The sequence below is a fragment of the uncultured Hymenobacter sp. genome (genome assembly GCF_964242765.1).
Lineage (GTDB): Bacteria > Bacteroidota > Bacteroidia > Cytophagales > Hymenobacteraceae > Hymenobacter.
This window is the reverse complement of the sequence record NZ_CAXTBM010000001.1, coordinates 1-13,110: the sequence shown is the minus strand read 5'-3', so window position 1 is coordinate 13,110 and position 13,110 is coordinate 1. Positions and strand designations below refer to the sequence as shown.

General features: G+C 55.1%; 11 protein-coding genes. 5 read left to right on the top strand and 6 right to left on the bottom strand.

Features of this window, described 5'->3' with window-relative positions; translation table 11 throughout:
- Position 1: 1 nt before the first annotated feature.
- Both ACFE7X_RS00055 and ACFE7X_RS00050 read left to right on the top strand, forming a co-directional pair.
- Complete coding sequence (locus ACFE7X_RS00055) at positions 2 to 571, top strand: Uma2 family endonuclease (protein WP_375433602.1); 570 nt, start codon at positions 2 to 4, stop codon at positions 569 to 571.
- 268 nt (positions 572 to 839) lie between these two features.
- Positions 840 to 1,190 (top strand): hypothetical protein, encoded by a 351-nt coding sequence (locus tag ACFE7X_RS00050; protein WP_375433601.1) that lies wholly within the window; start codon positions 840 to 842, stop codon positions 1,188 to 1,190.
- A gap of 160 nt (positions 1,191 to 1,350) precedes the next feature.
- On the opposite strand, the gene ACFE7X_RS00045 is transcribed toward ACFE7X_RS00050, so the two are convergent.
- On the bottom strand, positions 1,351 to 2,112 hold the full coding sequence (locus tag ACFE7X_RS00045; protein ID WP_375433600.1) for a DUF4197 domain-containing protein: 762 nt from the start codon (positions 2,110 to 2,112) through the stop codon (positions 1,351 to 1,353).
- 140 nt (positions 2,113 to 2,252) lie between these two features.
- Entirely contained in the window at positions 2,253 to 3,080 is an 828-nt protein-coding gene (locus tag ACFE7X_RS00040; RefSeq protein ID WP_375433599.1) for a DUF4197 domain-containing protein, read from the bottom strand.
- Positions 3,081 to 3,178: 98 nt separating this feature from the next.
- Between ACFE7X_RS00040 and ACFE7X_RS00035 the strand changes: the two genes are divergently transcribed.
- The 3 genes from ACFE7X_RS00035 (at position 3,179) to ACFE7X_RS00025 (ending at position 6,443) form a co-directional block, all read left to right on the top strand.
- Positions 3,179 to 4,444: a competence/damage-inducible protein A gene (locus ACFE7X_RS00035; RefSeq protein WP_375433598.1), complete on the top strand. Its 1,266-nt coding sequence runs from the start codon at positions 3,179 to 3,181 to the stop codon at positions 4,442 to 4,444.
- A gap of 273 nt (positions 4,445 to 4,717) precedes the next feature.
- Complete coding sequence (locus ACFE7X_RS00030) at positions 4,718 to 6,151, top strand: dihydrolipoamide acetyltransferase family protein (protein ID WP_375433597.1); 1,434 nt, start codon at positions 4,718 to 4,720, stop codon at positions 6,149 to 6,151.
- 85 nt (positions 6,152 to 6,236) lie between these two features.
- Positions 6,237 to 6,443, top strand: a complete 207-nt coding sequence (locus tag ACFE7X_RS00025) for a hypothetical protein (protein WP_375433596.1) — start codon at positions 6,237 to 6,239, stop codon at positions 6,441 to 6,443.
- Between the two features lie 356 nt (positions 6,444 to 6,799).
- On the opposite strand, the gene ACFE7X_RS00020 is transcribed toward ACFE7X_RS00025, so the two are convergent.
- The 4 genes from ACFE7X_RS00020 to ACFE7X_RS00005 all read right to left on the bottom strand — a co-directional run.
- Positions 6,800 to 9,349, bottom strand: a complete 2,550-nt coding sequence (locus ACFE7X_RS00020) for a TonB-dependent receptor domain-containing protein (RefSeq protein ID WP_375433595.1) — start codon at positions 9,347 to 9,349, stop codon at positions 6,800 to 6,802.
- A gap of 717 nt (positions 9,350 to 10,066) precedes the next feature.
- A complete protein-coding gene (locus ACFE7X_RS00015) occupies positions 10,067 to 12,103 on the bottom strand; it encodes a S9 family peptidase (RefSeq protein ID WP_375433594.1) in 2,037 nt (678 codons plus the stop codon).
- 95 nt (positions 12,104 to 12,198) lie between these two features.
- Complete coding sequence (locus ACFE7X_RS00010) at positions 12,199 to 12,663, bottom strand: RES family NAD+ phosphorylase (RefSeq protein WP_375433593.1); 465 nt, start codon at positions 12,661 to 12,663, stop codon at positions 12,199 to 12,201.
- On the bottom strand, positions 12,663 to 13,110 hold a 448-nt coding region (locus tag ACFE7X_RS00005), incomplete at its 5' end, for an antitoxin Xre-like helix-turn-helix domain-containing protein (protein WP_375433592.1). The genes ACFE7X_RS00010 and ACFE7X_RS00005, both read right to left, overlap by 1 nt.

Below are 13,110 nucleotides of genomic sequence, written 5' to 3'. Positions count from 1 at the left end.
GATGGCTCGCAAACCGTACATCACGCCCGAAGACTACCTAACAACTGAGCGCGAAGCCGACTTTAAGAGTGAATACTTCGACGGGGAAGTATTTGCTATGTCGGGAGCCAGCCGGGCGCGCAATCTGTTGGTTTCCAACCTCACCATCAGCTTAGGCACTCGATTGGGTGATACGTGCAGCGTTTTCCCTAGCGACATGCGCGTGCATGTGCCAGCCAGCGGCCTCTACACCTATCCGGATGTGTCGGTGGTGTGCGGGGAGGAGCAGTATCTGGAAGATGCTTATTTAGATACGCTGCTTAATCCCTTGGTGCTACTGGAAGTCCTTTCACTTAGTACGGGCAAGTATGACCGGGGCGACAAGTTTCTATTCTACAAGAGCATTCCTAGTTTACAGCAATACGTGGTAGTGGAAAGTCAACGTCCGCTGGTGGGCGTGTACTCCAGAAGCACTGACAGCACCTGGCTGTTTCAGGAATACAAAGGACTCGGCGCTGTTTTGCCGCTGCCGGCACTTAATCTAGAACTGCCACTAGCAGAAATCTACCGCAGAATCACTTTCCCGAGTTGAACCAGTTCCTTGAGTAGACGAAGGATCGTAAGCTAGCGCGCACCTTGCAGTTTAGGGAACAAGCTTTCGTTTTGTTGAAGTATGGCATATAGTATCATCGGCTTACTGCACCTAGACAAAGGTTTTTTGTGTTTCGCCTGCCCTTTTACCAACTCGACTATTAACTCAAAACCTTCCGTCACGTATCTTCGCAGCGGTAACCCTGCCATGCGAGCCTTGCCATTACGAGCCTAATTTATTATCCACTTCCCAAGCCCCTGACAAGGCCATGAGACAATACGACGACCTCGACGACGACGACCTGGATGACGACGACCTGGATAGCTTCGCTAAAACTGGCGGCAGCAAAACCCGTGGTTCTTCCGAAGATCAGCTTTCGGCCAAATACGCCGACTATCTGATGTGGCGTGATACAGGTTCCTCCCACGATGAGGCGCTGGACCTGGCCAGCATGACTGAAGAAGAATATACCACTGCCGAAGCCGCCGAAGACCCCGACGCCAGCCGCGGTTTCAGCAGCATCGACGATGATGATGACTTCGATGATGACGACGATGACGACCTAGCTGGTCCGAGCCGCCGCGGTGGTCGCAGCAGCTTCGACGATGATGACTTCTAGTTCCGTAGCTTACTTTTTTTAGGCTCCCGAGGTATCCTTAGTTTCCAGAATAAAACGGCAGCGCCGGTGCTACGTGCACCGGCGCTGCCGTTTTATTCTGGAAATTGTTGTTAGATGCTAGCCCCCGAATGCGCACTTAAGCGTAGTGAAACCGTTGATATTAACTTCTGCTGCCAAACACACGCTTCAACAATTCGGTGGTACGAGCCACAGGATTTTCGCGGATGTTCATTTCTTCCTGGGCAATAAGAGTAAACAATCCATCAATAGCCTTACCGGTGGCGTACTGATTCAGGTCGGTTTGCACGGGCGTTACCAGCGGAATCCGGTTGTAGCGGGTGGAGAGGTCGGTGTAGTAGCGGGTAGCGCCCACTTTATCGAGGCTCTGCTGGATAATGGGTTTGAAGGCCGTGGTAAGCTGGGGCGTGGTAGTGCGTTGCAGGTAGTGCGTGGCCGCATTTTTCTCGCCGGTCAGGATGTTCCACACATCCGAAAAGGTTAAGCTTTTGATGGCCGACAGGAAAATAGGTTTGGCACTTTTGGCGGCATCCTCGGCGCCCCGATTCAGCGACAATTCAAACTTATCGACTTGGCTGCCTAAGCCGATAGAGCGCAACGTGTTAGCTACGCGCTGCGCATCGGGCGGGAATGGAATGCGGATAAGGCGGTTGAGGTTGAAGCCGTCCGTCTTGGAAGCTTGATCGGCGCCTTTGCTGATACCTTGCACCAGCGCTTCTTTGAGGCCGTTGGTCGCCTCGGTGTTGGTCAGGCCGCCCCGGTTCTGGCTGGTTGAAGCGGAAGTGGTCTTGGGAGCCGGCAGCTTGATCTGACCGATCTTAGGCAGAGAGAATATCTGAGCAGAAGCGCTGAGTTGCAAACCCACTAATACAAGGGGCAAAACGAGAAAACGGCGGTAGTTCATGGCGAGGAAAGACGAGGTACTGATTGTAAGCTGCCTTTTGCAGAAACCGGACCAAAACAAATGCAGCGCGCTGTAGCACGGCAAGTTGCTCCGTGTTACAGCGCGCCGCAGGTACAGCGCCGCTTGTTGCCGCCCTGAGTTTACTTTCCGAATACTCGCTTCAGCAACTCACTGCCGCGGGCGGCAGGATTCGCCCTGATTTTCGCTTCCTCGGCGGCCACCAGCGTAAAGAGGCCATCGACCGTCTTTTGGGAGGCGTAGGGCGTTAGCTGTGGTTCTAGTTTTGTGACGAGAGGGATTTTGTTGTAGCGGCCTACCATTTCGGCGTAAAGCTTGGTAGCACCGGTTTGCTCCAACGACTGCTGAATGATGGGTTGGAAAGCTGATTTTAGCTGATCAGCGGTTTTCCCGTACAAGAAGGTGGTGGCCGCATCATCCTCTTTGCTGGTAGCCAACCCAAGGGCATCCTGGAAGCTTAAATTCTGGACTGCCCCCAGAAAAATAGGACCGGCTTCTTTGGCTGCCGACTCGGCACTCCGATTCAAAGCCACTTCAAAGTTATCGACCAGCGCGCCCAAACGCAGCTTGCGCATAGTGGCCGATACCAGTTCGGCTTCGGGCGGAAACGGAATGCGGATGTCGGTGTTGGCGTTGAAGCCGTCGGTGGCGGAGGCCTGCTCGATGCTGCGCGTGATGCTTTGCGTCAGGGCCTCTTTCAAGCCATTGTTGGCTTCGGTATCGGTGAGTGGTGTTTTTACTACGGCAGCCGCCGCGGCCGCAACGGCCGTTTTGGCCGTGGTTGTCTTGGTCGTCGTCGTGGTTTTAGCCGGGGTTTTGGCAACGGGCTTCTTAGCAGTGGTAGTTTTCTTGGTAGTGGTCGTTTTTTTGGTTGTGGTTTGGGCCTGAACCGCCAGCGGAGCCGCCACGCTTAACGTTAAAGCAAAAGTGAGAGTGCGAAAACAATTCATAATAAATAAAAGACTAAAACCAGACCGCCTCCGTGGTGGTCTTACGCGTCGTGGCCCCAAATTGCGCCATTTCCTTGTCCTATCCTAACCTCCTCCTTATGTCCTTGCTCCCCGACGTTGAAATCATGACCATTGGCGACGAGCTGCTCTACGGGCAGGTCATCGATACCAATTCGGCTTTTATGGGCCAAGAGTTGGCCACCATCGGGTTGCGCGTGCGCCAGATTTCCAGCGTTTCCGACCGGGCCGACGAAATTGTAACCGCCCTTGACTTGGCCCGCCAACGCGCGCAAGTGGTTCTTATCACCGGCGGCCTCGGCCCGACCAAAGACGACCTCACCAAGCACGTACTGGCCCGCTACTTTCAGAGCGAGTTGGTTTTGCACGAGCCCACCCTGACGCACGTAGAGGACATATTCCGCCGCTTCAATCGCCCGATGCTCGAGGTAAACCGTCAGCAGGCCATGGTTCCGTCTAATTGCGAGGTGCTGTTCAACGCCGTCGGGACGGCGCCGGGTATGTGGTTCGAGGATGCGGGTACGGTGTTCGTAAGCATGCCCGGCGTGCCCCACGAAATGAAGTATTTGATGACCGAGCAAGTGCTACCACGGCTGCAAACCCGCTTTCAGGTGCCGCCCATCGAACATGTGGTAGTGCAAACCATTGGGTTAGGCGAGTCGTTTCTGGCCGAAAAAATTGCGGATTGGGAAACGGCTCTGCCCCCGAATATCAAGCTGGCTTATCTGCCTTACTTGGGCGGGGTTCGGCTGCGTCTAACCGGTCATGATGATGGACTGCCGCATTTGCGGCAGCGCATGGAAGCCTTGCTGCCCGAGCTACGGGCGGCTATTGGCGAGTACATTTTCGCGGAGGGGGAAGTGAAGCTGGAAGCGGCTATTGGCCAATTGCTGCTGGCGCGGGGCCTCACGGCAGGTACCGCCGAAAGCTGCACAGGTGGTTTGCTGGCGCACAAAATCACGAGCGTACCGGGTAGCTCTGCCTACTTCCGCGGCAGCATCGTGGCCTATCACAACGACATTAAAATGCAGGAGCTCGGGGTGCTGCCCGAAACCTTAGCTGCCCACGGTGCGGTGAGCGAAGCCACCGTCCGCGAAATGGCCGAAGGTGCCCGCCGCCGCCTCGGCGTCGATGTAGCCCTGGCCACCAGCGGCATTGCCGGCCCCGACGGCGGCACCGAAACCAAGCCCGTTGGGACCATATGCCTCGCCTACGCCGACGCCTACCAAACCGTCAGCCGCCAATTTACCTTCAACCGGGGCCGCCAGCTCAATGTGGAGTATACCGTAACAATGGCGCTGAACCTGCTGCGGCAGAACTTACCAACTGTTCCACAGGAAGTATAGCCGAACGATACCACAAAACGCTCCTGCTCGTCTGGCGTCCGCGCAATGCAACGGACGCTAGATGAGCAGGAGCGTTAATTTGACAATAATAGCACGTAAGCGACTTCAGCTGAGCTTAGTAGAATTGGTGATCTACTGTCGGCGGCACGCGCGAGGCATCGGCTCATGCAGCTTGGCATTTCAGTAGGTTGCCGACGCCCATGACCGTGGGTTTTCGGTTACCTTTGAACTCGAAAACTCCCCACCCAATAACCCAACCCCTATCCCTACCGCATGGCACGAGTGGAAATGGTGATGCCCAAAATGGGCGAAAGCATTATGGAAGGCACCGTTCTGAAATGGCTCAAGCAAGTCGGCGACACTATTGAGCAAGACGAATCGGTGCTGGAAGTAGCAACCGACAAAGTAGATACCGAAGTACCCGCTATTCAAGCCGGCGTATTGCAGGAGATATTGGTGCAGGAAGGCCAAGTAGTAGCCGTGGGCGCACCCATTGCCATTGTGGAAACCGAACCAGCCAGCACCAGTACGGCCACTCCGGCTGCAACCCCTGCCGCCGAAGCAGCACCCGCGCCTTCCCCACAAGCACCCGCTATTCCCGACAGCGGCGTGGCCGAAGTGCCTTACATACCCGAAACTGGTACCACCCCGGCGCAACCCGTAGCGCAGCCCCAACCTGGCCGATTCTACTCTCCTCTCGTGCTCAGTATTGCGCGCGAAGAGGGCATTTCGATGGCCGATCTGGAATACTTGCCCGGCACTGGTAGCGAAAACCGCGTCACCAAGAAGGATATCCTCGATTATGTAGCCGCGGGCAAAAAGCCGCTGACCACGCCAGCCGCCACGCCACCGGCCGCCGCAACTCCAGCTCCTGCTGCTCCAACTGCCACGCCAGCACCGCAAGCCGCTCCCGCTGCGCAAGCGGCGCCGGCCCCTACGGCTCAGCAGCCCGTAGCCAGTAGCCAGCCGTCAACCAAAGCCGTGCCTTCTATCAATGGTAGTCAGGAACTAGTTGAGATGGACCGGATGCGCAAGATGATTGCGCAACGCATGGTGGACTCCAAGCGGATTGCCCCCCACGTTACGTCGTTCGTCGAGGCCGATGTGACGGACCTCGTGCACTGGCGCAACGCGAACAAGGACGCCTACAAAAAGCGAGAAGGCGAGAATCTGACTTTCACGCCCATCTTCATTCAAGCCATTGCCCGCGCTATCCAAGACTTCCCGAACATCAACGTATCGGTGGATGGGGACTATATCATCAAGAAGCGCGACATCAACATTGGCGTAGCCGTGGCCTTGCCTTCTGGCAACCTAATTGTGCCGGTCATTCACAACGCCGACCAGCTCAACCTCAACGGCTTGAGTAAGCGCGTAAACGACTTGGCCAACCGGGCTCGCCTAAACAAGCTCAAACCGGAAGACTTAGAAGGCGGCACTTACACTGTTTCCAACGTCGGCTCGTTCGGCAACGTGATGGGCACGCCCATCATCATGCAGCCGCAGGTAGCCATTATGGCCGTGGGCGCTATCAAGAAGAAGCCGGCCGTCATCGAAACGCCGCAAGGTGACTTGATTGGTGTGCGGCACTTCATGTTTCTTTCACACTCCTACGACCACCGGGTAGTCGATGGCTCCTTAGGTGGCATGTTTGTGCGCAAAGTGGCCGATTATTTAGAGCAATTTGATCCTAATACGGCTATTTAATTGTTGAATGGTTTAAGAGCTGGTTGCTCAGCGAGTCGGCAAAACCACCAGCTCTTAAACCATTTAGCTGTTCATCAATTTCTCCATGAATAAAGTGCTGCCTCTTGCCGCCCTGCTTGTTGCCCTAGGCCTCATTATCTTTCTATATCTGCGCGTCAACAAGTTGGAAGAAACCTTGAAGCAGTCGGAACGACGGTTTTCTGATTGTGAGCTAGTAAATTTCCAACTGCAAAACCAGCTGGTAGCCGCCACGCGCGGCCCAGTGCCCGACAGCCTTAAGGTGCGAGACTAACTTCTAGGCTTGGCAGTGACCGGTTGGCAAAAGTCCTACCTGCGCTTGACGGTTGCCACACGAGTAACTACCGACGTTTGGGCTTCGGCTGCACTCAACTCAGAGCCAGCGTGCACGAGCTGCCCGCCAGAATTGAAATTGCTTCTTAGAGCACAGAAAAAGCGCTGGAACAACCAATTACCATACAGAAACCAGCTTAGGCCTTGCAAGCCGTAAATCAAACCTGGTAGTATTTCTTGTTCACTGAAAAGCGTCTGATCAGGCTAGAACTAGGTTCGGGCCTGATCAGACGCTTTTCAGTGAGTGCAAGGCTTTGTACTTGTAAAGCCCAATGCATTTAACTGGTGCTGTTGTTCTTACCGGTCTTCGCCGCCTTCGCTTTTCTGATCGTCGTTGTTGACGGATTTTTTGCGCTTCGGTGGGGCCGTGCTCAGCTTACCGATTCGGTAGCTCATATTCACGCGGAAACCAGTGCGGTAGAGCACGTTGATGCTGTTCTGCGCCAGAATCGGCGAGCTGATTTCGGTGCGGATGTTGTTGCGCGGCGTAAAGAAGTTGTCGGCGCCTACCCCAATGCTGCCCTTCTTCTCGTTGAAATCCTTCTTCACTCCTAGGCTGTACACCCCAAAACCGCCCTGGTACCCTTGCAACTGCACCTGCCGGCCCCGGTAGAAGCTGAAGAACTGTAGGCCCCACCCTTTGGTGAAAGCGTAGCTCCCTTGCATCCGGCCGCTAATCACCCAACCACGGTTGCTGGCCTGGAAAATGGGGTCAGACAGTTTGTTGTCTAATACCGCATAGTAGGTATCAAAACCGCCGCCGAGAGTGAATTTGTTGTTGAGGTTGACGTTGGCAAATACGCTGCCGCCGTAAGCGTTTTCCTGCCCAATGTTGTCGAAAGTGGTACTAATGGTGTCGAAGTTGCTGGTACGCACCGCTTGGATGGAGCCGGTGGTGTTGCGGGCGAAAACCGAGAAGTTGAGCGAAGTTTTCTTGATGAAGGTGTTGTAGCCCAGTTCGTAGTTGTTGGTGTACTCAGGCCGCAACTCCGGATTTCCCTGTGAAACGTTTAAGGGGTTGGCCGCTTGGCGGTTAGGATTCAGGAATTGCAACGAAGGCCGCTGAATCCGGCGGTTGTAACCAGCCTTGAGAGTGTTGCCGCTGGCAAACTTGCGCGACAAGTTCACGCTCGGTACCAGCACCCCATACGACGGAATAGCAACCTCAGTATCGGAGGCTTGAAAGTTGGCCTCGATGGTGGTGTACTCGTAGCGGGCACCCGCCTTCAGGGTGTAGTCCTTCAGAAAGCCTAATGTGTACGAGGCGTAAGCAGCGGCCACGTTTTGGTCGTAAGTGAAGGTGTTGGACAAGTTACGCCCCGTCGTCTGCATCCCATCTTCGAAGGTGGCGTACTGACTGTTTACTTGGCGCATAATGTCCTTGGCGCCCATTTCCAGTATCTGGTTCTTACCAACTGGCGTTTGATAGTCGGCTTGCAACGTCATTTCCTGGTTATAGCTGTCATTCTCGTTGCGAATCTGGCTGATTGAACTCGGTTCGAGGCTCTCCAGAATGTCGTTGGTGAAGTCGTTCGTGCGGTTGTTGCGGCTATAAAGGGCCAGTACGCTGAACTCTTTCTGCGGCGTCTCGAAAGTGCGCGTGTAGTTCAGGTTCAAATCGAGCGTGTTGGACTGATCGAGCGTATAGGCGTTGCGCAAGGTGCGGCTGCTTAGCGGAAAGTCGCCCGTCAGCGCGTTGAGCCGGTACGATTCGCTGAGTAGGTTGTCTTGGTAGTTGGTACCGTTGCGCACGCCTAGCTGCACCGAAGCCGACAGAAAATTGTACTTGTTGATGTCGTAGTCCCAGCCGAGTGAGTAACGCCCAAACAGGTTGTTGTTGCGTGTTTTGGCGGTTTGCGTAGCCTGGGCCAAGAAGGTTCGGTCGGCGTTGTCATCAAACGTGTTTTGCGTGTTCGAGAAGCGGCCCGGCGTGTTGTACTGGGCCCGACCACCACCGCCGAGCGAGAAACCCATTTTGCCGGTGCGGTAGCTACCGTTCAAATCTAGGTTAGCATTACGCAAGCCGCCGCTGCCGCGCACATCCAGCGTGAAGCCCTGCAAGTTGTTTTGCTTGGTGACGATGTTGATGATGCCGCCCGAGCCTTCGGCATCGTACTTGGCCGAAGGCGAGGTAATAACCTCCACCGACTTGATCTGGTCGGCCGGAATCTGCTTGAGGGCATCGGCAATGCTGCTGGCCGAAATGGTAGAGGGCCGGTTGTTGATGAGCACCCGGATGTTGCTGCTCCCGCGCAAGCTCACGTTGCCATCGAGGTCGACGGAAAGCATGGGCACCCGCTTGAGCACATCGGTAGCGTCGCCGCCCCGCGTGGTTTCGTCTTTCTCGGCGTTGTAAACGGTGCGGTCCACTTTCTCCTCAATCAGGGCCCGCTGCCCTTCCACCACCACTTCCTTCAGCGCCTGGGCCGAGGAAGCTAGTGCTATCGTGCCCAGCGCCACGGTGTTGCCCGCGTCGGTGATGACGATGCCCGGCTTCTCGATAGCCTTATACCCTAGAAAGGTGATTTGCACGGTGTAGGTACCGGCCGCCACTTTGCTTACCGTGAACTTACCGCTTTCATCGGCGGCACCACCGTCTACGGGCTTGCCAGTGGCCGGATTGAGCAGTACCACCGTAGCATAGGGCACGGGCTGCTTGGTTGCCGCATCCGTAATGGTACCCGTGACTCGGCCACTGCCCTGCTGGGGCTGTGCGGACCCAGCCAGTGCCGGGCGCTGCCCGCCCGCCGGTGGTCCGCCTTGGGGGCGGCCAGCACCAGCTGGTTCCTGGGCCAAGGCCAAATAGCCACTACTAAGAAGTACTGCTAAAAAGGAAAGTTTTTTCATATAATCAACAACTGCAATTGCCTCGCGTCTCAGCGCAGGTCTTTATTTATTTCAGACAAAAAGAACTGCCCGTATTTATTAGGTAGCTCAGGCTTTGTTTACATTAATCTGCCTACTTCGACACACTCAACTCGAGAGTGCAAACTTGCAACCGGAGCCACAGACACAGCTTCAAACAATTAGTGGCTTCCCCTCGCCTTAATAATCTGCTTCTACTTGCTGACCCATAGGTAGACGACAAAATCAGCCGCCTATACTTACTCCTTATGCTTAAGTAGTAACACTTACCGTGCGTGCTCGATAAATGTTATTTGGCTGATGCACTTCTTTACTCTAGGAGGTTTTGTGATAACCAGCAGCTTTTCAATCAGATGCCTCTTGCCTTCACCCCCTTTTCAAGTGGTATAACAGCCTACTTGACCTATTGACTTAAAAAGTTGCACTGGGTTTGTTTTCAACCCATCATTTAGAGAGAGAAAAATCGTATCTGCCTTATAATCATCTTAATACAAGTAAAAACAGTTGTTTGCGCTACCTATCTGGTATTCAAAACCTAGAATTCAACTCCAGCTTACTTAGGTTGCGCCCAACCAACGCAAAAGCGCCACCTAGCTGTAGAGCTAAGTAGCGCTTAAACATCCTACGAAGAGGAGAGCATCTTTCGGGGCAGCAGATAGCGTGTACGAGTGCCCCACAGGAAGTGGCACCTGGCTCTGACTACTTCAGGAGCAGGAGCATAAAAGCAAACTGCCGTGCTGCATCGTGAATAGATTTGAAGCGGCCCGAAGCGCCGCCGTGCCCCGCTTCCATATCGGTATGCAGCAGCACTAAGTTGTCGTCGGTTTTGGTGACACGCAGCTTGGCCACCCATTTGGCGGGCTCGAAGTACTGCACCTGTGAGTCGTGCAAACCGGTGGTGACGAGCAGGTTAGGATAGGCTTGTGCCCGCACATTATCGTAGGGCGAATACGAGAGCATGTAGTCGTAGAAGGGCTGCTCGTTGGGGTTGCCCCACTCGTCGTACTCGCCGGTAGTGAGCGGAATGGTGTCGTCGAGCATAGTAGTCACCACGTCCACGAAGGGCACAGCGGCTACCACACCTTTGTAGTACTCGGGGTGCAGGTTGATGACGGCCCCCATCAGCAACCCGCCCGCCGAACCACCCGCCGCAAATAGCGTGGCCGCCGAGGTGTAGTGCTCCTGAATCAGGTAGGCCGAGCAGTCGGTGAAGTCGGTGAAGGTGTTTTTCTTGTTCAGCAGCTTACCGTCCTCGTACCACTGCCGCCCGAGTTCCTGCCCGCCCCGAATATGGCAGATAACGTAGGCAAAACCCCGGTCAAGCAAGCTCAGCCGGGCCGCGCTGAAGGTAGGGTCAATCGAAATACCATAGGAACCATACGCGTATTGCAGCAGCGGCGCTTTTCCATTTTTCTGAAAGCCCTGCCTGTAGACAATGGACATGGGAATCCGGGTACCATCCTGGGCGGTGGCGTAGAGCCGCTCGGTCACGTAATTTTCCTTTCGGAAATCACCCAGCACTGCTTGCTCCTTAAGCAGCGTTTTGGTGCGGGTGTTCATGTCGTAGTCGTAGGTGCTGGTGGGCGTGGTGAGCGAAGAATAGCCGTAGCGCAGCACCGACGTATCGAACTCGGGGTTGATGCTGATGGCGGCCGTGTAAGCGGGTTCACCGAAGTTGAGGTAGTGTTCTTGTTCATCCTGCCACTGCATCACGCGCAATTGCAACAAGCCTTCCTGCCGCTCGCCCAGCACCAAGTAGTCCCGAAACAACTCCATGTTTTCCAGAAACACGTTGGCCCGGTGCGGAATAATCTCTTGCCAAGCAGTTTTGCTGGTATTGGTAACCGGCGTTTTCAGCAGCCGGAAGTTGGGCGCACCGTCGTTGGACAACACGTAGAAGTTGTCCTCGAAATGCTCGATTTCGTAGAGGTGGTCTTCTTCGCGCGGCAGGAACACCTGCAAGGTGCCCGTAGGATCAGCAGTTTCCAGATAGCGCACCTCCGACGACATGGTGCTGCCCATCTGCACGAAAATGTACTGGCGCGACTTGGACTGGCTTACGCCGATGTGGAAGGTGTTGTCTTCTTCCTCATACACCAGCACGTCCTGCGCCGGGTCGGTGCCGAGTTGGTGGCGATAGATCTGGTAGGTCAGCAGCGTGTTTACATCTTGTTTGGAGTAGAACACGGTTTGGTTGTCGGCGGCCCAGACGGCTTCGCCGCCGGTGTGCAGCATTTGCTCGTCGTACAACTCCCCGGTTACCAAGTTCTTGAGGCGCAGCGTGTACATGCGGCGGCCCACGGTATCGACGCTAAAGGCTAAAAGCTGGTTGTCGTTGCTTACCTGGAAGCCGCCAATCTGGAAGTAGGCTTCTCCCTGCCCCATGGCGTTGGCGTCGAGCAGCACTTCTTCCGGGGCCTCCAAGCTGTCTTTCTTGCGGCAATAAATCGGGTATTCCCCACCGGCTTCGTAACGCACGTAGTAGAAGTAGCCATTGTCGCGGTAAGGCACCGACTCGTCTTGCTCCTTGATACGGCTCTTGATTTCGGTGAACAAGTCGGCTTGTAGCTTTTTCACCGGCGCCATTTGCTCCTCGAAATAGGCATTTTCGGCGTTCAGGTAGTCGATTACCTCCGGGTTCTCCCGTTCATTAAGCCAGTAATAGTCGTCGGTGCGCGTGCCGTGGGGGGAAACAATTTGCTTGGGTTTGGGCGTGGCAATGGGTGGGGTGAGCATGAAGACAGTTCTGGTTAAGAAAAGATAAGCTTAGTACTGTGAGGCACTGAGTTGTCAAGAAAGGGAAAGAGCAACCTAAGTAAACCTCCTAGTGCTTACGCTTTGCGCAAACGCTCGTCGAAGGAAAACAACTCCGGCTCGCTGGCTAAGTGCACTTGGTGGAATTCTGGATGCGCGGGATTTAGCAGTAGGTTGTATTCTTGAGGAACTACCACCGACGGCACCCGCAACGCTAAACTTTGCCCTGACCGTAGCCAGGCGTCGCCGAGCATTGCCGTGGGTTGAGGTTGCGAGAGGCGCTGCCAGTCAGGGGGCAATTGGGATATTAGCAGTTCTTCTCGGCTTATTGTGTCGGGTAAGTCCAGTGTGAGCATATACATATCGTTGGGCAAAGCGCCGGAGGGTAGGTGTACCAGCACTTCCATGGCCGCCAAAGCGCGGCTTGTGGCCGTATACAGCACGGCCGTGCCGCGCAAATTCCAGCGCCCACCAACCAAGTAAGCCCCCCAGCCGCTCAAGTCGTAGCGGCGGTTGGCGCGGGCCAAGCGAAACACCTGCATCAGCCGAATACGCCGTGTTCAATGCGCACGAAAATATCGCGCAATAATTGAATGCCTACCGTGGAAGTGATGAATTCCACTGGGCGCCGGTTACCTAAGGCAGGCAAACGGGCATCCATCCAAAGCTTGACTTTTTCTTCTCCAAACAGTTCAAACCCTTCGGCGTAGAGCGTAGCCAGTTGCACCAATCGGTCGGTAGCGTCGGCTTTGAGGCGCTGGTCAGGAGCGTAGCGTTGCAACGTCCGCACCGACAAGTCAACGGCGGCAGCTAATACGGGCAGCGGCAAGCTAGACCGACCCGCCAGATGATCGAGCGCCCGCCGACGCAACCCGCGCTGAATCATATCAACTAGTTGCAGGTCGTTCATCAACGCCTCCCCAACTACGCTAGGACCGCCCAAAATATCTACAAATGCGTACGGCGCCATAGCATTGTTGGGGTTATGC

What these genes read in the sequence shown, in the direction of transcription:
- ACFE7X_RS00055 (WP_375433602.1), top strand. Translation starts at nt 2, where the DNA reads ATGGCTCGCAAACCGTACATCACGCCCGAAGACTACCTAACAACTGAG.
- ACFE7X_RS00050 (WP_375433601.1), top strand. Translation starts at nt 840, where the DNA reads ATGAGACAATACGACGACCTCGACGACGACGACCTGGATGACGACGAC.
- ACFE7X_RS00045 (WP_375433600.1), bottom strand. Translation starts at nt 2,112, where the DNA reads ATGAACTACCGCCGTTTTCTCGTTTTGCCCCTTGTATTAGTGGGTTTG.
- ACFE7X_RS00040 (WP_375433599.1), bottom strand. Translation starts at nt 3,080, where the DNA reads ATGAATTGTTTTCGCACTCTCACTTTTGCTTTAACGTTAAGCGTGGCG.
- ACFE7X_RS00035 (WP_375433598.1), top strand. Translation starts at nt 3,179, where the DNA reads ATGTCCTTGCTCCCCGACGTTGAAATCATGACCATTGGCGACGAGCTG.
- ACFE7X_RS00030 (WP_375433597.1), top strand. Translation starts at nt 4,718, where the DNA reads ATGGCACGAGTGGAAATGGTGATGCCCAAAATGGGCGAAAGCATTATG.
- ACFE7X_RS00025 (WP_375433596.1), top strand. Translation starts at nt 6,237, where the DNA reads ATGAATAAAGTGCTGCCTCTTGCCGCCCTGCTTGTTGCCCTAGGCCTC.
- ACFE7X_RS00020 (WP_375433595.1), bottom strand. Translation starts at nt 9,349, where the DNA reads ATGAAAAAACTTTCCTTTTTAGCAGTACTTCTTAGTAGTGGCTATTTG.
- ACFE7X_RS00015 (WP_375433594.1), bottom strand. Translation starts at nt 12,103, where the DNA reads ATGCTCACCCCACCCATTGCCACGCCCAAACCCAAGCAAATTGTTTCC.
- ACFE7X_RS00010 (WP_375433593.1), bottom strand. Translation starts at nt 12,663, where the DNA reads ATGCAGGTGTTTCGCTTGGCCCGCGCCAACCGCCGCTACGACTTGAGC.